The organism is Curtobacterium sp. PsM8 (assembly GCF_030433875.1).
GTDB lineage: Bacteria > Actinomycetota > Actinomycetes > Actinomycetales > Microbacteriaceae > Curtobacterium.
On record NZ_JARUXD010000009.1, the window covers coordinates 45,362 to 67,193 of the forward strand.

The 21,832-nt window shown below is 75.0% G+C and carries 20 protein-coding genes; 14 read left to right on the forward strand and 6 right to left on the reverse strand.

The window, feature by feature from the left end; all coding sequences use genetic code 11:
- Nucleotides 1-86: 86 nt before the first annotated feature.
- Both QCD68_RS03485 and QCD68_RS03490 read right to left on the reverse strand, forming a co-directional pair.
- Nucleotides 87-2,186: a carboxypeptidase regulatory-like domain-containing protein gene (locus QCD68_RS03485; RefSeq protein ID WP_301222030.1), complete on the reverse strand. Its 2,100-nt coding sequence runs from the start codon at nt 2,184-2,186 to the stop codon at nt 87-89.
- A 132-nt stretch (nt 2,187-2,318) separates the two neighbouring features.
- Nucleotides 2,319-2,777, reverse strand: coding sequence for an NUDIX domain-containing protein (locus QCD68_RS03490; protein ID WP_301222031.1), 459 nt, complete (start codon nt 2,775-2,777; stop codon nt 2,319-2,321).
- 23 nt (nt 2,778-2,800) lie between these two features.
- Here QCD68_RS03490 and QCD68_RS03495 point away from each other — a divergent pair, with 23 nt between their 5' ends.
- Nucleotides 2,801-3,664, forward strand: a complete 864-nt coding sequence (locus tag QCD68_RS03495; RefSeq protein WP_301222032.1) for an alpha/beta fold hydrolase — start codon at nt 2,801-2,803, stop codon at nt 3,662-3,664.
- Between the two features lie 35 nt (nt 3,665-3,699).
- Here the strand turns inward: QCD68_RS03495 and QCD68_RS03500 are convergent, their stop codons facing one another.
- The 3 genes from QCD68_RS03500 to QCD68_RS03510 form a co-directional block, all read right to left on the reverse strand.
- Nucleotides 3,700-4,737, reverse strand: a complete 1,038-nt coding sequence (locus tag QCD68_RS03500; RefSeq protein ID WP_301222033.1) for an SGNH/GDSL hydrolase family protein — start codon at nt 4,735-4,737, stop codon at nt 3,700-3,702.
- Nucleotides 4,738-4,889: 152 nt separating this feature from the next.
- Nucleotides 4,890-5,243 (reverse strand): PRC-barrel domain-containing protein, encoded by a 354-nt coding sequence (locus QCD68_RS03505; protein ID WP_111073430.1) that lies wholly within the window; start codon nt 5,241-5,243, stop codon nt 4,890-4,892.
- Nucleotides 5,244-5,314: 71 nt separating this feature from the next.
- Nucleotides 5,315-6,298, reverse strand: coding sequence for a glycosyltransferase family 9 protein (locus QCD68_RS03510; RefSeq protein WP_301222034.1), 984 nt, complete (start codon nt 6,296-6,298; stop codon nt 5,315-5,317).
- Nucleotides 6,299-6,418: 120 nt separating this feature from the next.
- On the opposite strand from QCD68_RS03510, the gene QCD68_RS03515 reads away from it, so the two are divergent.
- From QCD68_RS03515 to QCD68_RS03545, 7 genes are all read left to right on the forward strand, one after another.
- Nucleotides 6,419-6,967 (forward strand): HAD-IIIA family hydrolase, encoded by a 549-nt coding sequence (locus tag QCD68_RS03515; RefSeq protein ID WP_301222035.1) that lies wholly within the window; start codon nt 6,419-6,421, stop codon nt 6,965-6,967.
- Nucleotides 6,964-8,073: a glycosyltransferase family 9 protein gene (locus QCD68_RS03520; protein ID WP_301222036.1), complete on the forward strand. Its 1,110-nt coding sequence runs from the start codon at nt 6,964-6,966 to the stop codon at nt 8,071-8,073. Before QCD68_RS03515 ends, QCD68_RS03520 begins: the two co-directional genes overlap by 4 nt.
- Nucleotides 8,074-8,137: 64 nt before the next feature.
- Nucleotides 8,138-9,154, forward strand: coding sequence for a glycosyltransferase (locus tag QCD68_RS03525; protein ID WP_301222037.1), 1,017 nt, complete (start codon nt 8,138-8,140; stop codon nt 9,152-9,154).
- Nucleotides 9,154-10,512 carry a glycosyltransferase gene (locus QCD68_RS03530; RefSeq protein WP_301222038.1) on the forward strand — a complete coding sequence of 453 codons (1,359 nt, stop codon included), beginning with the start codon at nt 9,154-9,156 and terminating at the stop codon, nt 10,510-10,512. Before QCD68_RS03525 ends, QCD68_RS03530 begins: the two co-directional genes overlap by 1 nt.
- Nucleotides 10,509-11,129 (forward strand): D-sedoheptulose-7-phosphate isomerase, encoded by a 621-nt coding sequence (locus tag QCD68_RS03535; protein WP_111073425.1) that lies wholly within the window; start codon nt 10,509-10,511, stop codon nt 11,127-11,129. Before QCD68_RS03530 ends, QCD68_RS03535 begins: the two co-directional genes overlap by 4 nt.
- Nucleotides 11,126-12,517 (forward strand): PfkB family carbohydrate kinase, encoded by a 1,392-nt coding sequence (locus QCD68_RS03540; protein ID WP_301222039.1) that lies wholly within the window; start codon nt 11,126-11,128, stop codon nt 12,515-12,517. The genes QCD68_RS03535 and QCD68_RS03540 overlap by 4 nt, the downstream gene beginning before the upstream one ends.
- A 52-nt stretch (nt 12,518-12,569) precedes the next feature.
- Nucleotides 12,570-13,274, forward strand: a complete 705-nt coding sequence (locus tag QCD68_RS03545) for an SDR family oxidoreductase (RefSeq protein ID WP_290156071.1) — start codon at nt 12,570-12,572, stop codon at nt 13,272-13,274.
- A gap of 239 nt (nt 13,275-13,513) precedes the next feature.
- Here the strand turns inward: QCD68_RS03545 and QCD68_RS03550 are convergent, their stop codons facing one another.
- Nucleotides 13,514-14,614 (reverse strand): glycosyltransferase family 9 protein, encoded by a 1,101-nt coding sequence (locus tag QCD68_RS03550; RefSeq protein WP_301222040.1) that lies wholly within the window; start codon nt 14,612-14,614, stop codon nt 13,514-13,516.
- Nucleotides 14,615-14,823: 209 nt separating this feature from the next.
- Here QCD68_RS03550 and QCD68_RS03555 point away from each other — a divergent pair, with 209 nt between their 5' ends.
- The 6 genes from QCD68_RS03555 to QCD68_RS03580 all read left to right on the forward strand — a co-directional run bounded on the left by QCD68_RS03555 (nt 14,824) and on the right by QCD68_RS03580 (nt 21,719).
- A complete protein-coding gene (locus tag QCD68_RS03555; RefSeq protein ID WP_301222041.1) occupies nt 14,824-16,332 on the forward strand; it encodes an aldehyde dehydrogenase family protein in 1,509 nt (502 codons plus the stop codon).
- A complete protein-coding gene (gene rfaE2 / locus QCD68_RS03560; RefSeq protein ID WP_301222042.1) occupies nt 16,329-17,933 on the forward strand; it encodes a D-glycero-beta-D-manno-heptose 1-phosphate adenylyltransferase in 1,605 nt (534 codons plus the stop codon). The genes QCD68_RS03555 and rfaE2 overlap by 4 nt, the downstream gene beginning before the upstream one ends.
- Nucleotides 17,930-18,868: a glycosyltransferase family 2 protein gene (locus QCD68_RS03565; protein WP_301222043.1), complete on the forward strand. Its 939-nt coding sequence runs from the start codon at nt 17,930-17,932 to the stop codon at nt 18,866-18,868. The genes rfaE2 and QCD68_RS03565 overlap by 4 nt, the downstream gene beginning before the upstream one ends.
- 120 nt (nt 18,869-18,988) lie before the next feature.
- A complete protein-coding gene (locus QCD68_RS03570) occupies nt 18,989-19,768 on the forward strand; it encodes a DedA family protein (RefSeq protein ID WP_301222044.1) in 780 nt (259 codons plus the stop codon).
- On the forward strand, nt 19,765-21,060 hold the full coding sequence (locus QCD68_RS03575) for a sensor histidine kinase (RefSeq protein WP_301222045.1): 1,296 nt from the start codon (nt 19,765-19,767) through the stop codon (nt 21,058-21,060). Before QCD68_RS03570 ends, QCD68_RS03575 begins: the two co-directional genes overlap by 4 nt.
- Nucleotides 21,057-21,719 carry a response regulator gene (locus QCD68_RS03580; protein ID WP_111073416.1) on the forward strand — a complete coding sequence of 221 codons (663 nt, stop codon included), beginning with the start codon at nt 21,057-21,059 and terminating at the stop codon, nt 21,717-21,719. Before QCD68_RS03575 ends, QCD68_RS03580 begins: the two co-directional genes overlap by 4 nt.
- The last annotated feature ends 113 nt before the right edge of the window (nt 21,720-21,832 follow it).

Consider the following 21,832-nt stretch of genomic DNA (forward strand, 5'->3'; position numbering starts at 1 on the left):
GGGCGGCCTGGTACGCGACTGGAGGCCTGGGAAACGAGACGCCGCCGACCCCTCGGGGCCGGCGGCGTCTCGTCGTGCTTGCGAGGTCAGTCGTGCATCTCGGGGCGGCGACGGTTCCGGACGCCGCGGAGGGTCAGGAGGCCCGCGCCGAGCAGCAGCAGCACGCCCGCGGCGACGAGCCCCGGGGTGAGTTCGGCGCCGGTGAAGGCGAGGCCGCCGGCGGTCGGGGTCGTCCCGGCGCCGGTGCCCGGAGTGCTGCCGCTCCCCGGTACCGGGCCGCCGCCGGCCGCAGGGGGCGTGGTCGGCGCGACGGTCGGCGTGGGAGACGGGGCGCCCGGAGTCGGCGTCGGAGTGGGCGTCGGCGTCGGCGTCGGCGTCGCGGCGGCCACGACGAGGACGAGCGGGGTCGCCGCCGTCCCGGCTGCCGGCGTCGTCACGAGCTGCGGTTCGCCAGCGTCGTCACCGGTGCCGGCGACGACCGCGTACTCGGTCTCGGTCCGCAGGTCCGGCAGCGTGAAGGTGCCGTCGGACGCGGTCGTGACCGTCACGGGACCGCCGACGGTCGTGTCGGTCGGTGTCGCCGTCACGGCGAGGTCCGGAACCGGCTCCCCCGCAGTGTCGGTCACCGTGCCCGGGAGGTCGACGACCGTCGGCACCGGGACGGCGGCCGGGATGACGAGTGCGAGGGGCGCCGTGGTGGCACCGGCCGCCGGGGTCGTGACCAGCTGCGGGACACCGGCCTGGTCTCCGGTGCCGGCGACCACGGAGTACGCGGTCTCGGTCTGCAGCTCCCGCAGGACGAACGAGCCGTCCGTCCCGGTCTCGGCCGTGACCGGGTCGCTGACCTCCGGGTCGACCGGGGTCGCGACGACGGGGACGTCGGCGGCCGTCGCTCCCGCGGTGTCCGTCACGGTGCCGGTCAGGTCGACGACGGCGGCCGGGGTCGTGAAGGCGAAGTCCTGGGTCGTGCCGGTCGCGGGGATCGTGACCGCCTCGGTCGCGGGGCCGGTCGTCCCCTCCGGCGCGGTGACACGGATGCGGTGGTCGCCGGGCGTGGTCGTGAAGCGGTAGCCGCCGGCCGCGTCGGTGGTGGTGGCGGCGATCTCGGTGCCGTCGGTGTCGAGCAGCTCGACGCGGGTGCCGGTCGGCACCGGGCTGCCGTCGAGGGTCACGGTGCCCGTGACCGAGGCGAAGACGAAGTCCACGCCGGTCCGGTCGGCGCCGCCCGGACTGCCGGCGAGCGAGACGCCGGAGACCGTCGCGTCGGCGGCCACTCCGGGCGGGGCGGTCAGGGTGACCCGGTACCCCGAGTCGACGCCGAGGTCCGGGAAGACGTAGGTGCCGTCGGCCTGGGTGGTCGTGGTGACCTGGCGGCCGCCGGGTGCGGTGGCGGTGACGGTCGCGCCGGCGACCGGGGCTCCGTCACGCGTCGCGGTGCCGCTGATCGCAGCCGTCCGGTCGGCGAACCAGGTCTGGTAGACGGGGAACCCGCTCCGCTGCTGGTACCGGATCGTCAGCGACCCCAGCGGGACGGTGGGCGTGAACCACGCGGTCGCCCCGGCCGTGTCGGTCGCGGTGGCGTTGCCGGTGAGGGTCCGCGTCGCGGCGTTCCACGTCGGGACGTCCCGGCCGGTGGTGCCGTTCGGGTCGGCCAAGCAGGACGGCCCGCCGGGCGACACGGCCGAGCAGGAGTTGTAGGCCCCCTGGAACCCGAGTTGCGCAGCCGTCGCGGTCCCGCCACCGGGCAGGGTCGCCGAGATGGTCGCCTGGTCGGCGTCGATGTCGCCCAGGACGAAGGACCAGCTGCGGGCGCCGGGCGTCGGCGTCGCGAACCGGTACGTCGTGACCGATGCTCCGGTCGGGTTCGGGGTGTCCACGCTCGGGCGCTGGTTGAGGTACGTGTTCCCCCGGCTCGACCCGTACGTCTGGCCCGGACCGGTCGCCGGCCCCTGCCAGGTGGAGGCTCCGCTGATCACCGTCGTCTGCCGTGAGGTCGACGTGTAGGTCGTCTCCGGGAAGCCCGGCAGGCTCATCGTGCCCGTGTAGGCGCGCGCACCCCCGTCGACGGTGAAGGTCCCCCAGTGGCCGACCGGTGCAGCGGAGGCACCGGTCGCGCCGCCCACCGCCGACCCGGCTCCCATGACGAGTGCGGTCACTCCCGCGACCAGCATCCGGCTGCGCTGCATGTGCTCCCCTGTCCCCTCTTCGGCCCGTAGTGCGACACATGTCGCGGACCTGAACGACCCTCAGGCTATCCAGGCAACGCAGACGCGGCCAGGCCGTGCGTCGAACGGCCAGTCACGGCAGGTGGGTCGGCCTCAGATCCTGGCAGCCAGGGCGTCCAGGGCCGCGACCTGGCCCGCGACGACGAGCTGCCGGGCCTCGGCCACGCCGACCCAGCGTGCGTCGTCGACCTCCGGCACCTCGACGAAGCGCCCGGACCCACGCGGGAGTTCCAGCGACACGGTGTTGCTCCGCACGGCCTCGATGGTGAAGTCCGGTGCGGCAAGGGTCCAGACGGTCACGACCTTGCCGGACGCCTGCCGGAAGTCCCCGAGTAGTTCGGGCGTGCCCGCGGGCGCCGGGGTCCCGATCTCCTCGCCGAACTCGCGGAGCGCCGTCGCCAGGGTGTCCTCGCCCGCCTCGAGCTCGCCCTTCGGGATCGACCACGCACGCGGTCGCCGACGCCAGAACGGACCACCCATGTGGGCGATGAAGACCTCGAGCGACGGTCCGGTGCCACGGTGCAGCAGGAGTCCGGCGGAGCGTGGGGGCACGGCCGGAGACTACCCTCCGGCGCATGCAGACCATCGAGCTCCGTGACGGCCGCGCCGTCCTGGTCGACGACACCGGTGCCGCCGACTCCACCAGCGGCAGCGGCCGCGGCAGCGGCACCGACGCCGACCGGCCGACCCTCGTCTGGCACCACGAGTCGCCGCACACCGGCGTCCTCTTCGAGCCACTCCGCAGTCTGGCCGCCGACCGCGGCCTGCGCCTGCTCGCACTCACCCGCCCCGGCTACGGCGGCGCCGACCCGCTGCCCGGGCGCTCGGTCGCCGACGGCGCTCGGGATCTCGCCCAGGTCCTCGCCGCCCTCGGCATCGCCCGCGTCGCCGTGTTCGGCGGCTCCGGCGGCGGTCCGCACGCCCTCGCCGCAGCGGCGCTGCTGCCCGACCGGGTCGCCGCGGTCGCGACCGTCGCCTCCCCCGCCCCCTTCGTCGACACGCCGGCCTGGTGGGACGGGATGGCCGACGATGGCGGGCTCCGCGCCGCGATCGCCGGACGGGAGGCACGCCTCACCTGGGCAGCGACCGCCGAGTTCGACCCGTCCCAGTTCGTCGACACCGACTGGGTCGCCCTCGACGGCGACTGGGCCGCCCTGGGACGGGACGCGACGGCGGCGGGTGGGGCGGGCCTCCAGGGCGGTGCGGACGACGACGTGGCGTTCGTGACGGACTGGGGCTTCCCGCTGTCAGCCGTGACGGTCCCGACCGTCGTGGTGCACGGCACGCGCGACCGGGTCGTGCCGGTGGCGCACGGTCGGGCCTTGGCCGAGGCGGTGCCGCACGCGACGTACGAGGAGCGACCGCACGACGGGCACATCGCGGTCCTGTCGACCGTGCCGTCGCTGATGGACCGGTTGGCCGCGATCCTGCGCGGCTGAGCTGCCGACGCGAGGGCCCGCCGGACCGCGGACGATCAGCCGAGCAGGTCGCGGAGCTCCGCGTCGACCTGCCGCGTCAGGTACCGGACACCCGCCGGGTTCGGGTGCAGCGCGCCGGGCTCGAGGTCGATGCTGCTGAACCCGCCGAACGAGTCGAGGGACACCCCGGAGACGTAGGCGCCGGACCGGGCACACGCCGAGTGCGCCTGCGTCGCCGCGAAGACGTCGACGAAGCGGACGCCGGCGGCCCGGGCGGCGTCCTGGCCGACCTCGTCGAGCTGCTCCTGGATGCCGTGCAGCCACCGGACGTCGGTGTCGGTGAACGGGTACGTGTCCGTCGGGAACCGCCCGGCGAGGGTGCCGAGGTCGACGGCCGGCCGGAAACAGCCCCGCTTCGGCGTGTGCTCCGCGTCCGGGAAGATCGCCGGGTAGCCGAGCAGCAGCACGGTCGCGTTCGGGGCGGCACGCCGGATGTCGGCCAGCGTCGCCGCGATGCCCAGGGCGACGCGGCTCTCGATCTTCGCGCCCAGCGTGTCGACCCCGTCGACGTCGAGCGTGCTCCGGCACGACGGCGCGTTCTTGCCCGAGAACACCGGGCCGGACGCCGACAGCGCCATGCACGACGCCGCGGTGCCGAACAGGTCGGCGTCGTTGCCCCCGATCGTCAGGGTGACGAGCCGGGTGGACTCGGAGAGCGCCTCGACCTGCGGCGGAGCCCCGCGCCACTGCGTGCGGTCGCGGACGTCCTCGCTGGTCGCGCCGGCGCACGTGACGTCCGTCAGCGCCAACCCGAAGCGCGCGGCGATCCGGTGCGGGTAGTCCCGCCCCGACTGCGCACACGCGGCGACGGGCAGACCAGTCGGGTTCGCCAGGCCGTACCCGGCGGAGTACGAGTCGCCCATCGCGACGTACTCGCTGCCCGGCGGCAGGTCCGTCAACGTCTCGGGCGGGTCGTCGGTCACGGGGAACGGCTGCGGCACCGGCCACTGCGGGGCGGCGACCGCCGACGGTGGGGCGAGCGGTCCGCCGGCCGGCCCACCGACCAGGGCGGCGCCGACGAGCACGGCGGACACGACGAACGCGCCCAGCAGGCGGGTGGCGCGCTGGCGGGCGGAGGGCGGACGGCGCAGGGTGGGCTCCGGGAGGCTCGGGTCGGGTCGAGCGGACCAGGCTAGCCGGTCCCGCTCGACCCGTCCTGCGACGACGCCGGCGTGGTCGTCAGGTGTCAGCGACGACCGAGACGGCGCTCGCCGCCCGAACCGGCCTGGTAGTCGAGGCCGTAGTGCTGGAACAGCTCCGGCTCGGTGGCGGCGTCGAGCTCGCCATCGGTCGCGATGGACGGCGCGTCCTTCACGGTCTTCTTGTCGAACGCCACGAGCAGGTGCTTCGGGGCGACGGTCGCGCCGACGAGCGGCACGAACACGAGCTTCTTGCCGACGACACCGGTGGTCACGGAGCCGAACGCCGGCTGCTGCGTCGCGGTGTCGTAGTAGATGCTCTCGAGGTTGCCGATCTTGTCCTCGTTGCCGTCGACGACCGGCAGGCCGATCCAGTCCCGGATGTTGGCTGCTTCGAACACGGCGACTCCCTCCGACGACCGGACTGTCCGTGCCGTCGGATCGACGCTACCGACTCGCGCTGTGCGCCGCGCTACCGGTCGCCGTCGTGCGCGGGGACGGCCGGCGTGGCGCCGAGTCCGTCCACCGCGGCGAGGACGTCGTCGGCGCTGACCGCGAGGATCGCCGGGTCCGGGTCCTCGGCGAACACGTCGCCGCGGCGGACCGAGGCGTCGGTCAGCACCACGTGCGGGCCGGACGCGGGCGGACCCCAGGCCTCGGGCGGTGCCGGGCCGAAGAGGACGACCGAGGGGATGCCGTAGGCGGAGGCCAGGTGCGCGGCTCCCGTGTCGACGGTCACCAGGAGGCTCGCAGCCGCCACGACGGCGGCGAACGGCTGCAGGTCCAGGCGTCCGGCGAGGACCGCCGAGTCGTCCAGGCCGGCCAACTCGGCGACGGCCAGCGCGCGCTCGACGTCGTCCGCGCCTCCCGTCAGGACCACGTGGTGACCGCGTGCGACCAGACCGCGAACCACGTCGGCGAAGCGGTCGACCGGCCAGTGGCGGGCACCGTGGAAGGCACCGACGTGCACGACCGCCGCGCCCTCGACGACGGCGGGCAGGGCGGGGAACGCGATCGACACGTCGTCCGGGTCGGCGGGCATGCCGTGGGCGGTCATCAGGCCGGCCCAGCGGACCCGCTCGTGCACGTCGTGCTGCCACTCCGGACCGTCGGGTGCGCCGTGACCGATCACCCGGCGGGCCTGCAGCGCGTCGATGAGGTCGCCCGACTCGGGGCCGGCGCCGTGCAGGTTGACGGCGACGTCGACGACGCCGGTCGGCACCTGGATCGGGTGGTCCAGGCCGTGCTGGGCCAGGTGCACGTCGACGTCCGTGACGAGCTCGACCACCGGGGCGAGCCAGGCGGTCGTCGCCAGCGTGATGCGGTGCCCGGGGAACGCCCGGCGGAGGGCGTGCAGCGCGGGGACGGCGACGAGCAGGTCGCCGAGCTTGATCGCTCGGAGCACCACGAGCTCGGGTCGGCCGTCGGACGGGGGCAGGGTGGGTACGGCGGTCACGTGGCCCGACGCTACCGGCCCGGCACCGCGGCGTCCGCCGGGCGGCACCGGCTTGTCCACGGCGCGCCACAGGGCGGGGTCCGACTGGTCGAGGACACGGCGCGGCCGGTAGAGAGGGGTGTGGCCCTCTCCGACCGTCCGCTCCGCGGCGTCCTCTTCGACCGTGACGACACCCTGGTGGTCGACGTCCCCTACAACGCCGACCCGGGCCGGGTGGTGCCGGTGCCCGGTGCCGCCGACGCGGTCGCCGCGGCCCGCGCCGCGGGTCTCGCCGTCGGGGTCGTCACGAACCAGTCCGCGATCGCCAAGGGCCTGGCGACCCGCGACCAGGTCGACGCGACGAACGCCCGCGTCGACGGGCTCGTCGGCCCGTTCGACGTGTGGGAGGTCTGCCCGCACGACCGCGGCGACGACTGCGACTGCCGGAAGCCCCGTCCCGGCATGGTGCTGCGTGCCGCCGACCGGCTCGGGCTGGACGCCGCGGACCTGGTCGTCATCGGCGACATCGGCGCCGACGTCGGTGCCGCGGTCGCCGCGGGAGCGCAGGGGATCCTCGTGCCGACCGCGCGGACGATGCCGGCCGAGGTCGAGGCCGCCGCCACCGTCGCCGGTTCGGTCAGGGAAGCCGTGGCGCTCGTCGTCGCCCGCGCTGCCGGGGCGTCGGCATGAGCGACCAGGTGGCCGCGGGCGGACCTGCCGGGCGCCGGGTGCTGGTCGCCCGACTCGACTCGTTCGGGGACGTCCTGGTCGCCGGTCCCGCCGTCCGCGCCGTGGCCGCCGGCGCCGACCACGTCACGCTGCTCTGCGGCCCACAGGGTGCGCCGGCCGGGGCGCTCCTGCCCGGCGTCGACTCGCTCCGCGTCTGGGCCGCACCCTGGGTGACGGAGACCGTCCGCCCGCTCGACGACGCCGTGCTCGCCGAGTTCCGCGCGCTGGTCGCCGAGGAACGCCCCGACGAGGCGGTCGTCCTGACGTCGTTCCACCAGTCGCCGCTGCCGCTCGCGATGCTCCTGCGGCTCGCCGGGGTCCCCCGGGTCTCCGGCGCCTCGGTCGACCACCCCGGGTCCCTGCTCGACGTGCGACTGCGGCCCGGCGAGGACCTGCCCGAAGACGTCCCCGAACCCGAACGGGCCCTCCGCATCGCCGCCGCCGCGGGCTTCGCACTGCCGGACGGTGACGACGGGCGGCTCCGTGTCCGGCCGGACGACTCGGCGGTGCTCCCCGTCGAGGTCGCCGCGCTCGACCGGTACGTGGTCGTGCACCCGGGCGCCAGCGTGGAGGCCCGCTCGTGGCCGCCCGCCGCCCACCGTGCCCTCGTGGCCGCGTACGACCGGCTCGGCATCCCCGTGGTCGTCACCGGGTCGCCCGGCGAGCGGGACCTCACCGCCGAGGTCGCCGGCACCACCGGCATCGACCTGGGTGGTCGGACCAGCCCTGCCGTGCTGGCGACCGTCCTGGCCGGCGCCGAAGCGGTCGTCGTCGGCAACACCGGTCCCGCGCACCTGGCCGCGGCCGTCGGGGCCCGGATCGTCTCGCTGTTCTCCCCCGTCGTGCCCGCCGTGAAGTGGGCGCCGTACGCCGAGCACGTCGAACTGCTCGGCGACCAGGACGCCCCCTGCCGTCTCTCGCGCGCCCGCGAGTGCCCCGTCCCGGGCCACCCGTGCCTGTCCGGCGTGAGCGTCGACGAGGTCCTCGCGGCACACGAACGGCTCGTCGGATGCGCTCTGCGGACGAACGACGACTCCCTGCGAGGAGCGCCAGAAGCCCGTGCGTAGCGTGCAGCACTGCTTCTCCTTCTCCTTCTCCTCCTCCTGATCGACAGCGACCGAAAGGCAGTGCATGCGGATCCTCGTGTGGCACGTGCACGGCGGCTGGATGGACGCCTTCGTCCGCGGCCCGCACGAGTACCTCATCCCCACGACCCCCGCCCGTGACGGCTGGGGCCTCGGTCGTGGTGGCCGGAACTGGGGTACGAACGCCGTCGAGATCGCACCCGAGGACGTCGCCGACGCCGAGGTGGACCTGGTCGTCCTGCAGCGGCCCGAGGAACTCGAGGTCGCCCGCGAACTGCTCGGCGGTCGTGACGTGCCCGTCGTCTTCGTCGAGCACAACGCCCCGCGCATCGACGTGCCGGACAGCCTGCACCCCTTCCGGGACCGCGACGACGTGACCATCGCGCACGTCACGCACTGGAACGCCCTGATGTGGGACTGCGGCTCCACCCGGACGACCGTCGTCGAACACGGTGTCGTCGACCCCGGCCCGCTCTACACCGGCGAGCTCGAGCGGTTCGGCGCCGTCATCAACGAACCCGTCCGACGGAACCGCGTCGTCGGGACGGACCTGCTCCCCCGCTTCGGCGCCGTCGCCCCGGTCGACGTCTTCGGGATGGGCACCGAGAAGCTCGCCGGGCTCGGCTACGGCGACCTGCTGGTCGGCATGGGCGACGTCAAGCCGGACCCGATGCACGCGGCCCTCGCGCAGCGCCGGGCCTACGTGCACGCCAACCGGTGGACCTCCCTCGGACTCTCGCTCATCGAGTCGATGCACATGGCGATGCCAGTGCTGGTCCTCGCCACGACCGACGCCGCCCGGACCGTGCCCGCGGAGGCCGGCGCGATCGGGACCGACGTCGAGGAGCTGGTGCGGGCCTCCCGGACGCTGCTCGACGACCCGGACGAAGCACGCCGACGCGGCCTCGTCGCCCGGGAGGCCGTGCTCGCGCGGCACGCGTTGCCCCGGTTCCTGGCGGACTGGGACGAGTTGCTGGACGACGTGCGGTCGCGACACCGGTCGAGGACCGGCACCACGACCGCCGGTGCGGGTGCCACGGCACCCGCGGGGAGGAGCATCTGATGAAGATCGCCATGGTCTCGGAACACGCGAGCCCGCTCGCGACCCTCGGCGGCGTCGACGCCGGTGGTCAGAACGTCCACGTGGCCGCGCTGTCCGCCGCCCTGGCCGACGGCGGACACACCGTCACCGTCTACACGCGTCGAGACGACGCCTCGCTGCCGGTCCGCGTGCCGCTGCGGCCGGGTGTCGATGTCGTCCACGTCGACGCCGGTCCCGCGCGGCACGTCCCGAAGGACGACCTGCTCCCCTACATGGGCACGTTCGCGCAGGTGCTGGCGTCGGAGTGGTTCGTCGACCGACCCGACGTCGTGCACGGGCACTTCTGGATGTCCGGCCACGCGACCGTCGACGCCGTGAACCAGGTCCAGGCGCGGACCGGTGGCACCCGCATCCCCGTCGTGCAGACCTTCCACGCGCTCGGTGTCGTGAAGCGTCGCCACCAGGGCACGGCCGACACCAGCCCCGCCGAGCGCGAGTGGCTGGAGCCCGCCGTCGGCCGGAGTGCCGACCAGGTCGTCGCCACCTGCTCCGACGAGGCGTTCGAGCTGAAGAGCCTCGGCGTCCCCCTCCGCTCCATCTCCGTCGTCCCCTGCGGCGTCGACGTCGAGCTGTTCCGACCGGACGGCCCCGTCGAGGGACGCGGGCGGACCTTCCGCGTGCTCACCGCCTCCCGGCTCGTGCAGCGGAAGGGCGTCGGCACGACCATCGCCGCCGTCGCCCAGCTCGTCGCGGCCGGCCTTGACGTCGAACTCGTCATCGTCGGCGGTGCCGGCACGGCCGGTGCGGACCTGCCGGACGACCCGGAGTACCAGCGTCTGGACGCGCTGGCCCGCGGCCTCGGCATCCGCGACCACGTCTCGTTCCGCGGGCAGCTCGCCCAGGAGGCCATGGGCGCGGTGTACCGGAGTGCCGACGTCGTCGTGTGCGCACCCTGGTACGAGCCGTTCGGCATCGTCCCGCTGGAGGCGATGGCCTGCGGTGTGCCCGTGGTCGCCTCCCGCGTCGGCGGACTCATCGACACGGTCGTCGAGGACGCCACCGGGCTGCACGTCGAACCCCGCGACGAGGACGGCCTGGCCACCGCGCTCGGCGGGCTGCTCGACGACCCCGAGCGTCGTGCCGCCTACGGTCGCGCCGGTCGCCGCCGTGCCGAGTCCCGCTACACGTGGCAGAAGGTCGCCACCGACACCGAACGCGTCTACGAGCGGCTGGTCGCCGGCGGCCGGGTGCGTCCCGTCCGCCCGGTCGGCGGCATCGGAGCCGCCCCCACGACCACCCGCATCCCGGACTCCGTCCGCCCCGCCGAGGAGCAGTTGGCCGACGCCGCGCTCCCCATCACCGAGAGGAACGCCCGATGACCATCGAGCAGACCGGGATCGGCACGACCGAGACCCCGACCAGCACCCGCACGGTGCTCGACCACATCGCCGCGTCGGTGCCCGTCATCGCGTCCCTCGTCGACCACGGCGACCACATCGCCGCCTGGGCCGACGACATCGCGGGGCGCCTGGTCGCCGGACGTCGCCTGCTGGCCGCGGGCAACGGCGGCTCCGCGGCCGAGGCGCAGCACCTGACCTCGGAGCTGACCGGCCGCTTCGACGGGGACCGGCCGGCATACTCGGCGATCTCGCTGCACGCCGAGTCCTCCGCCGTCACCGCGATCGGCAACGACTACGGCTTCGAGGAGGTCTTCGCCCGCCAGGTCCGCGCCCACGCCCGCGCCGGGGACGTCGTCGTCCTGCTCAGCACCAGCGGCAGGAGCGCGAACCTGCTCGCCGCCGCAGCCGCCGCCCGTGACGCCGGAGCCCGGTCGATCGCGATGACCGGTGCGCTGCCGAACCCGCTCGCGAGCGTCGTGGACGACGTCATCGCCATCGACGGGCCGTCCGCCAACGTGCAGGAGGCCCAGCTCGTCCTCGTGCACGCCCTCTGCCGGGCCATGGAGCCCGCGCTCCGCCGTGGAGGCACCCGATGACCGACCGCCAGCTCCGCATCGTCGTCGTCGGCGACACCCTGCTCGACGTCGACGTCAGCGGCACCAGCGACCGGCTCAGCCCGGACGCCCCGGTGCCCGTCGTCGACGTCCGCTCGGACCAGCGCCGTGCCGGTGGCGCCGGGCTCGTCGCGACGATGCTCGCGAAGGACGGCCACGACGTCACGCTCGTCACGGTCCTCGGCGACGACGCGCCGGCCGACCAGCTCCGCTCGCTGCTCCCCGGCGTCCGGATCGTCGACGGGCCCTCTGGCGCACCGACCCCGGTGAAGACCCGGGTCCGCGTCGGTGAGCACGCCCTGGTCCGGATCGACGAGGGCTGTGACACCCCGCCGGTCCCAGCCGTGACGTCCGCGATGCGCGACGCCCTGGACGGCGCCGACGCGGTGATCGTCGCCGACTACGGCCGCGGGCTCACCGAGGCCGCCGAGATGCGGGCCGCGCTGCACGCCGTCGTCGCACACACCCCCCTCGTCTGGGACCCGCACCCGAAGGGCGCCACGCCGGTCGCCGGCAGCACCGTCGCGACGCCGAACGCCAGCGAGGCGCACCGCTTCACCGGCATCGTCGGCAGCGGGGTCGCCTTCGCCACCGACGCCGCCGCGGACCTCGTCGCCCGCTGGGACGTCCAGGCCGTCGCCGTCACGATGGGCGATCGCGGCGCCCTGGTCGGCAGCCGCACCCCTCGTGGAGCCGACTCCCGCTTCGTCCCGGCGCCGTCCGTCACCGCCGGTGACCCCTGCGGTGCCGGCGACCGGCTCGCCGCGGGCGTCGCCGTCGCGCTGGCCTCCGGTGCGGAGATCGCCGACGCCGTCACCGCGGGGGTCGAGGCCGCGTCGGCGTACCTCGCCGCCGGCGGCGTCGCCTCGCTCGTCGAGGGAGCCCCGCCCGCCCCGATCGCCGTCCCCGGCGCCGACCGCGACGCCCTGCGCGTGGTCCACGAGGTCCGGGCCGCCGGCGGCGTGGTCGTCGCCACCGGCGGCTGCTTCGACCTGCTGCACGCCGGCCACGCCCGCACACTGTCGGCAGCGCGGGCCCTCGGCGACTGCCTGGTCGTCTGCCTGAACTCGGACGAGTCCGTCCGCGGGCTGAAGGGTCCGGACCGGCCGATCATGGGGCAGGACGACCGCGTCGAGCTCCTGCTCGCCCTGGACTGCGTCGACGCGGTGGTCGTGTTCGACGAGTCCACCCCCGACGAGGCGCTCCGCCGCTTCCGTCCGGACGTCTGGGCGAAGGGTGGCGACTACACCGCCGACGAGCTGCCCGAGTCCGTGACCCTCGCCGAGTGGGGTGGCCGCGTCGTCACCGTGCCGTTCCACCCGGGCCGCTCCACCACCCGGCTCGCCGCCGCCATCGAACGTGTCGGCTGAACCGCACCCCGTCTTCCCTCCTCACCACAGCACCAGATCGCAAAGGACATCCATGCCCGTCCCCACCACCCCCATCGGCCGCGTCCTCGTCACCGGCGGCGCCTCCGGACTCGGCGCAGCCGTCGTGGCCGCCGTCACCGAGGCCGGCGGCACCCCGATCGTCCTCGACCTGCGCATCGACGCCGTCCCCGAGGGCGTCGACGCCGTCGCCGTGGACGTCTCGGACACCGACGCCGTCGAACGTGCCGTCGCCGCAGCGGTCGAGCGCCACGGTGGCCTGGACGCCGTCGTGACCGCCGCGGGCATCGACACCCCCGCTCCGATCGACGCCATCTCGTCCGGCAACTGGGAGAAGATCGTCGGCGTCAACCTCATCGGCACCGCCTCGACCGTCCGAGCCGCGCTCCCCGCGCTCGAGGCCACGCACGGCCGCGTCGTCACGATCTCGTCGTCCCTCGCCCTGCGCGGCGTCGGCCACGGCACCGCCTACTCGGCGTCGAAGTTCGGCGTCCGCGGGTTCTCGCAGGCCCTGGCCGCCGAGACCGCGGGCCGTGTCGGTGTCACCAACGTGATCCCGGCGGGCATGCGGACGAACTTCTTCGCCGACCGCACCGAGCAGTACAAGCCGGGTCCGGACGCGCAGCTCATCGAGCCGGAGTACGTCGCGAACTCGATCATCTTCGCCCTCTCGCAGCCGGCCGGGTGCGAGATCCGCGAGCTGTCGATCATGCCGGCGACGGAGCCCAGCTGGCCCTGACCGCGCCCACGCCCGACGCGCGCACCTGACGGACAGGAGGCCCGGTACCAGCTGGTACCGGGCCTCCCGTCCGTCTCCGGCCCGGCCGCCGCCGGCCCACCGACCCGCCGCCGAGGTCGCACGAACTGCCGCCTGGTGGGCTGCCCGGCAGCCGGTCCTGCGACCTCGGCGATGCGGGCACGGCACGTCGTGCGACCCCGGGAGGCCCGCGCCCGCCCCGGCGGACCGGCGCACCGCCGTCAGTTGGTGGCGAGCAGGTCCTCGACGTCCGCCAGGACCCGGTCCGGGGTGATCTCGTCGACGAAGGACGGATCGTGCTCGCAGCGTTCCGCGGTCCAGCCCACCTGGGTGACGTCGACCCCGCACACCGGGCAGCGCGTGACGAAGCTCATGAGGACGCGGTGCCGTCCGCGGTCGAGGGGGCCGGCGTTGATGACGTTGCCGAACCAGAACACGCCGACGGTGGGGGTGCCGACGGCGACGGCGAGGTGCCGCGGGCCGGAGTCGTCGCCGACCATCACGTCGGCGGCACCGAGCACGGCGGGCAACTCCACCAGCGGCAGGGTGCCGGTGAGGTCGTGCAGCCGTCGGGCGGCATCGGGGCCGACGGCCTCGGCGACGGACGCCCGGATCGCGGTCGCGGCCGGCCGGTCCGAGTCGTCCCCGACCAGCACGACGTCGTCGCCCGCCTCGAGCCGGGCGACCGCGACGGCGGCGAACCGCTCCGGGCTCCAGCGGCGGCGGGGATCGGTGGCGCCGGGGTGCATCGCGACGAGACGCCCGGCGACGCCGAGACGCTCTCCGACCGCAGCCCGCTCGTCGTCGGTGACCGTGAGACGGGGGTCGAGCGTGACCGGCTCCGCGCCGGCGAGCCCGACGACCTCGAGCGCCCGGAGCACCTCGTGCTGGTAGTAGACGTAGCGGACCCAGCGCTCGGTGGGGGTGGCGTCCTCGGTGGCGGTGCCGATCGAGTGCGCCGCGCCGAGCCGGAGCAGGAACGGGTTCGAGTTCCGGCCGCCGCCGTGCAGCTGCACCGCCAGGTCGAACCGGCCGTGCAGGCGGGCGAAGAAGTCCTCCAGGTCGGGGGCGCCCTCGCCACCGTCGCGGACCCCGGGCGACACGGGCAGCTCCTCGACGGCGTGCACGGCGTCGGTGCGGCCGGCCAGCAGCACGCGGGCCGTCGGCGTCCCGAGCAGGGTGATCCGGGCCTCCGGGTACGCGGCCGCCAGGGCCTCGATCGCCGGCATCGCGAACATCAGGTCACCGAGTCCCCCACCCCGGAGGACCGCGATCTCACGGACCCCCTCGAACCGTTCGCCGCCACGTCCGATCTGCACCACGCCTGTCGTCCTCCTCGGTGTCCGACGCGCCCCGGGAGTCCGTCGCACGTCCCTTCGTTCCTACCGACAGGCAGCCGTGCGGGTGCCGATCGACCGGTGCTGCTGCGCCCCGTGGACACCACGACGGACCCCGTGGGCGTGCACAGCAGCAGCAGTGCACCGTGGGGAGCCCCGGTGCACGCGACCGGACCACGACGAGAAGGACGCACATGGCGCTCGATGCCCCCACCACCACCGCTCCGTCGTCGGACGACTCGTCCGCGGACAGGATCACGGTGCTCGACCCCGTGACCGGTGAGGTGGCCTCGGAGACCCGTCGCAGCACGGCGGACGAGGTGCGTGACGCCGTCGCGCGGGCCCGGGCAGCGGCGACCGGGTGGGCGCGGACGGCTCCCGGCGAGCGTGGGGCGCTCCTCCGCGCCGCGGCCGAGCGGCTGCGGGACCACGCCGACGAGCTCGCGGCGATGAACACCCGCGAGACCGGCAAGGTGCCGGGCGACGCCCTCGGCGGGGTCGAGGCGGGCATCAACACGCTCATCCAGTACGCCGAGCTCGGCCCCCTGCACCGCGGTGAGGCGCTGCGCGGCAACCACGGCGCCGCCGACTTCGCGGTCCCGCACCCCCGGGGCGTCGTCCTCGCGCTGACCCCGTGGAACGACCCGGTGGCCGTGGCGTGCGGGATCCTCGGCGCAGCCATCGCCGCGGGCAACACCGTCGTCCACAAGGGCAGCGAGCGGAGCCCGGGCACGATCGCCCTGCTGAACCGCCTGCTCGCGGCCGAACTGCCCGAGGGCGTGCTCGTCGGGATCGACGGTGACGCCACGACGGGCGAACAGCTCCTGGCTGAGGACGGCATCGCGGTCTACGCGCACGTCGGCTCGACCGCGACGGGTGACCGTCTCGCCGAGGCAGCACTCCGCACCCGCGCGCACGTCATCCGCGAGAACGGCGGCAACGACGCGGCCGTCGTGGACGCCGACGTCGACCCGGTGTGGGCCGCCGACCAGGTCGCCCTCGGGGCGTTCGCGAACACCGGGCAGATCTGCACGAGCGTCGAGCGCGTCTACGTGCACCGCGACGTCGCCGAGGAGTTCACCGCCGCCCTGGTGCGGGCCGCCGAGCGCAAGACAGCCTCTGCCGCGGCCGACTTCGGCCCCCTGGTGGACGAGCGGCTCCGTGCCACGGTGCAGCAGCACGTCGACCAGGCCGTCGCCGCGGGCGCCCAGGTGCTGACCGGCGGCGCCGTGCCCGCGGGCGCCGGCACCTTCTACCCCGCCACCGTCCTCACCGGCTGCACCGACGACATGCTCGTCCTCACCGAGGAGACCTTCGGTCCGGTCGCCCCGATCCGCATCGTCGAGGACATGGCCGAGGGCCTGCGTCTCGCCGCGGAGGACCGCTACGGTCTGGCCGCGACCGTCCTGACCGGCGACACCGCGACCGCGCTGCAGGCCGCCGCCGAGCTGCCGGTCGGCACCGTGAAGATCAACGCCGTGTTCGGCGGGGCGCCCGGTGGCAGCGCGGAGCCGCGCGGCGCGTCGGGCTCCGGCTTCGGCTACGGCCCGCACCTGCTCGACGAGATGACGACGACCACCGTCGTGCACCTCGAGGCCGCCCCGCGACGCGCCACGGCCACCGCCGCGGGCAGCAGCGCCGTCGACCCGGCGACCGCCGGCAGCCACGACACCGACACCGCGACCGCCGAGGACGTCCGATGACCGCCGACGTCCGGGTGGTCCGCCGGGTCGTGGATTCCGTCGCCGCGGCCGAGCCGGTCGTCGTCGTGGTCGGCGACGTCATCCTCGACCGCTGGACGGTCGGCGCGGCCGAACGGGTCTCCCGTGAAGCGCCCGCGCCCGTCGTCCGGGTCACCGAGACGATCGCCGTCCCGGGAGGCGCGGCGAACACCGCCGTGAACGCCCGGGCCCTGGGTGCCCACGTCCGGATGGTCGCGCTGATCGGCGACGACGAGACCGGCCGGGTGCTCCGTGACCGCCTGGAGGCCGCCGGGGTCGACACTAGCTGGCTCGTGGCCGTGCCGGGAGCGACGACGACGAGCAAGGACCGGATCGTGGGCGGGGACCGCGTGGTCGTCCGGGTCGACGACCTGGCCGGCCCGCCGAATGCCGCGGACACCGCGCTGCTCGCCGAGGCGACCGCCGCTGCCGTGCAGGGCCGCGCGCCCTCGCAGGGCCACGCGCCGAGCACGGCCGGGTCCTCGGCCCCGACGGGCGTGCGGGCCGACGCCGTCGTGGTCTGCGACTACGACCTCGGGGTCGACGCGACCGCGATCGTCCCCGTGCTCGAACAGGACCGCCCCACCACCGTGGTCGTCGACGCGCACGACCTCAGCCGCTGGAGCACCCTGCGCCCCGACCTCGTCACCCCGAACGCGGGCGAGGCCGCCGCACTGCTCGGCCGTGACCTCGGTCAGGGCGCCGAGCGTGCCGGCACCGTGGTGGCCGCCCGCGACGAGGTCCTCGCGGTCACCGGCGCCCGGAACGCCGTCGTCACGCTCGACCGGAACGGCACCGTCCTGCTCGAGGACGGCGCGGTCCCGACCACCGACGTGCACCGTACCCGTGCCACCCCGGCGTCCGAGCAGCAGGCCTCCGGCGCCGGCGACACGTTCTGTGCCGCCGCCTCGGTCGCCCTCGCCGTGGCGACCCCGGTGCGCGACGCCGTCTCGTTCGCGCAGGCCGCCGCCGACGTCGTCGTGCGTGAGGCCGGGACCTCCGTGTGCACCGCCGACGCCCTCGTGGCGTCGGTGTCCGCCCCCGCCGAGACCGTCGTCGACCACGACCAGCTCGCCGGCGCGGTCGACGAGGCCCGTCGTGCCGGTCGTCGCATCGTCTTCACGAACGGCTGCTTCGACGTCGTCCACCGCGGACACACGACGTACCTGCGGCAGGCCAGCGAGCTCGGCGACCTGCTCGTCGTCGCGCTGAACGACGACGACTCGGTCCGCCGTCTCAAGGGACCCGAGCGGCCGATCAACACCGCCGAGGACCGCGCCGGCGTGCTCGCCGCCCTGGCCTGCGTCGACCTGGTGACGGTGTTCGCGACCGACACCCCCATCCCGCTCATCGAGCGCATCCGCCCCGACGTCTACGTCAAGGGTGGGGACTACTCCCCCGAGATGCTCAGCGAGACCGAGGTGGTCCGCGCGCACGGCGGCGAGGTCGTGATGGTCGACTACGTGGCCGAGCACTCCACGAGTGCGGTGGTCCGTCGGATCCGCGAGACGGCGGCCGGCAACGGCGCCGCTCCGGTCGCTCCGGCTGCCGACCCCGCTCCGGCCGGGCCAGGGGACGCATGACACGGGGCGCGCGGTGGTCCGGCGAGTGGGGTCGTCCGGCCGAGGTGACACCGACCGAGAGCGCCCCCGTCGACGTCGACGTCCTCGTCCCGACCGTCGGTCGGACCGCCGAGCTCGCCGCGACCCTCGCCGGGCTCGCCGCCCAGACCGAGGTCCCCTTCCGCCTGGTCCTCAGCGACCAGTCCGAGACCGGTGACGTCGCCGAGCGTCCGGCGGTCGCCGCGATGGTCCGCGTCCTGGAGGCCCAGGGCCGCCCCGTCACGCTGCTCACCCACCCGGAACGGCGCGGCCTCGCCGAGCACCGGCAGTTCCTGCTCGACCACGCCCACGCCGACGCCGTGCTGTTCCTCGACGACGACGTGTGGCTGGAGCCCGGCTCCGTGCAGCGCATGCTCGACGCCCTGCGCTCGCTCGACACCGGCTTCGTCGGCAGCGCCGTCCAGGGGCTGTCCTACCTGCAGGACCGCCGCCCGCACGAGACCGAGCCGTTCACGCTCTGGGACGGCCCGGTCGTCCCCGAGGTGGTCCGTCGTGGCACGCCGGGCTTCGACCGCTGGTCGCTGCACAACGCCGCGAACCTGGTGCACGTCGCCGCCGGACTCGACGTCGAACCGGGCGGCTGGTTGCCCTACCGGGTGGCCTGGGTCGGGGCCTGCGCGATGTACGACCGCGCCGCACTCGAGGCCGTCGGTGGCTTCCGCTTCTGGGAGTCGCTGCCGACCGGGCACGCGGGCGAGGACGTCGTCGCGCAGTGGCTCGTGATGGAGCGGTTCGGCGGCGTCGGCATCGTCCCCTCGGGAGCCGTGCACCTCGAGGCACCGACGACCGTGACGGACCGCTCGGTCGACGCTCCGGACGTCGTCTTCGCGCACGAGACGCACGAGACACACGACGCGCACCAGCACGAGCACGAGCACGAGCACGAGCAGCACTGACCGCACCGGGGTCATACCGCGGTAGGGGGTCGGACGCGACCGCAGCGGGATGGCAGGACGCCCGTCGCTCCGTAGCGTCGTACCCGTCGGCGAGGTCCGCCGGCGGGAGGAGCGACACCCGTGTTCGACCAGATCACCCCCTTCGTCGTCGACCTGGCGTCATCGCCGCTCGTCTACCTCGTCCTGTTCGTCCTCTGCCTGGTCGACGGGTTCTTCCCGCCGGTGCCGAGCGAGACGGCCCTCGTCGCCGTCGCCGCGGTGGCCGCGACCTCCGGACAGCCGGTCCTGGCCGTGGTGCTCGGCGCCGCTGCCCTCGGTGCGATCGCCGGGGACTCGATCGCCTACGCGATCGGCCGACGCGTCGGACTCAAGCGGCTCCGGAACGCCCGACGGCCCCGGATCGCGGCGGCGTTCGCGTTCGCCGAGCGGCAGATGCAGCGTCGGTCCGCCAGTCTCATCCTGATCGGGCGGTACATCCCGGTCGGACGCGTCGCGGTGAACATGACCGCCGGCGCCACGGGGCTGCCCTACCGACGGTTCCTCGGCATCAGTGCGGTGGCGGGCGTCGCCTGGAGTGCCACCTCGATCGGCATCGCGCTCGCCACCTCGTCGTTCCTGCACGAGCCGCTCGTCGCGGCCGCGGTCTCGATGGTCGTCGCCGGCGGCCTCGGCCTGGTGGTGGACCGGGTGGTCGGTAGGCTCCAGCGCAGGCGGGACGCACGTGCCGCCGCCACCGGCACCGTGACCGGCACCGTCACGAGCACGGACGCCGCCACGGTCACCGACCGGGAGGCACGCCCCACCCCCGCAACGGGCCGTCCGGTCCGCACCAGTCGGGCCGCGACGCCCCCGCGCACCGCCCCCTGCCCCCTCACCACCGGAGAGACCGCCCGACCGTGACCGACCGCACCAGCAGGAGCGCCGCGGACCAGAGCCCGGCCCGGACCCCGGCCCGGACAGTCCCCGGGACGTTCCGGGTCCCCGGGACGCGCCTGCGGGCCTCCCGGTCGGTCGTCCTCACCCGCGGTTCCCTCGTCGCCGCCGCCGTCACCCTGCTGGCGGTCGGTGCGCCGGTCGCGGCCGTCGTGCACGGCGTCCCCGTCCCGCTGGCGCTCCTGGTGACCGCGGTGCTCAGCGCGACGCTCCTGGTCGCACCGGCTCGGCCGCGCTCGGCGACGGCCGTCCACCTGCTCGCCCTCGCCGGACTCGGCGTCCTGACCGCCCCCGGCCGGGTCGGACCGTGGCCGCTACCCGTGACCGCGATGATCGGCCTGGCCGTGCTGCTCGTCGTCCTCGGACTCCGGACCGGGTGGCGGACCACGGCCGTCGCCTGGGGCGCGTCGACCGTCCTGACCCTGGTGCTCGTCGCCGCGACCCCCGACCGTTGGGCCGAACCGGAGGTCTGGGTGAGCACACTCGTCGTCTCGTCCGGCAGCGGCCTGCTCATCGGGGCCGCCGCGGTCCTGCTCGGGCAGCGCCGGAGCGTCGGCGCCGAGCTCGTCGCCGCGCGCCAGGACGCCGAGCAGCAGGCCGGAGCCCGCCGTGCGGTCGAGGAGCGTGCCCGGATCGCCCGGGAGCTGCACGACGTCGTCGCGCACAGCATGTCGGTCGTGCACATGCAGGCCGAGTCCGCGCCCTACCGGGTGGCGGACCTGCCCCCGGCGGCGCGGGCGGAGTTCCGGACGATCGCCGAGACCTCCCGCACCGCGCTGCGGGAGATGCGGCAGCTGCTCGGCACCCTCCGCGGTGAGGAGGACGCCGAGCGTGCCCCCCAGCCCGGGCTGTCGGACCTGCCGGCGCTCGTCGCGTCGACGCGGGCGGCAGGGCTCACGGTCACGCTGGACGTCCTCGGCGCAGCGGACTCCGCAGTCGACGACATGGTCGGCCGGGTCACGCAGCTCACCGTGTACCGCATCGTCCAGGAGGCGCTCGGCAACGTCGTCCGTCACGCCCCCGGAGCCGACACCACGGTGGCCGTCCGGGTGTCGGACGCCGCCGTCGAGGTGACCGTGACGAACGCCGCGGCGCCCCTCGCTCCCCCACCGCCGGCCGACGACGGCGGGTACGGCCTCGCCGGCATGCGCTCCCGCGTCGCCGCGCTCGACGGCTCACTCGACACGGGACGCACCACCGACGGCGGCTTCCGCGTCGCCGCGACCCTGCCCCACCACCCGGACGGAGACCCCCGATGACCCGAGTGCTCGTCGTCGACGACCAGGCCGTGTTCCGCATGGGACTCGTCGCGATCCTCGGCTCGCAGCCCGACCTCGAGGTCGTCGCGGAGGCCGGCGACGGTGCCGAGGCCGTCGCGCTCGGCATCGACCTGGAACCCGACGTCGTGCTGATGGACGTCCGGATGCCGGTGCTCGACGGCATCGAGGCGACACGACGCCTCACCGCGGCGCCGAGTGCACGGCCGGTCCGTGTCCTCATGCTGACGACGTTCGACATCGACGACTACGTGTTCGACGCGCTGCGGGCCGGGGCCAGCGGCTTCCTGCTCAAGGACGCCGGGGCCGAGGACCTGATCGCCGCCGTGCGGACCATCGCCGCCGGGGACGCCCTGCTCGCGCCCCGGGTCACCCGCCACCTGGTCGAGGCGTTCATCGCAGCGCCCCGACCCGCCGCGCCGGCCGCGGACGTGCTCACCGTCCTCACCGATCGGGAGCGGGACGTCTTCATGCTCATGGCGCGGGGACGCTCCAACGGGGAGATCGGCCGCGAGCTGTTCATCGCCGAGCAGACCGTCAAGACCCACGTCGGCCGGGTGCTGGCGAAGCTGCAGCTGCGGGACCGGGTGCACGCCGTGGTGCTGGCGTACGAGTCCGGCCTGGTCACCCCGGCCGGCTGAGTCGGACGGCCGGTCACGGCAGTCGCGTCGGTGCTGGCTGTCCTGGCTGTCCTGGCGGTCATGGCGGCGGTCACGACCGCTGCCGTGGCAGGATCGAGAGGGCGGCGGTCTCG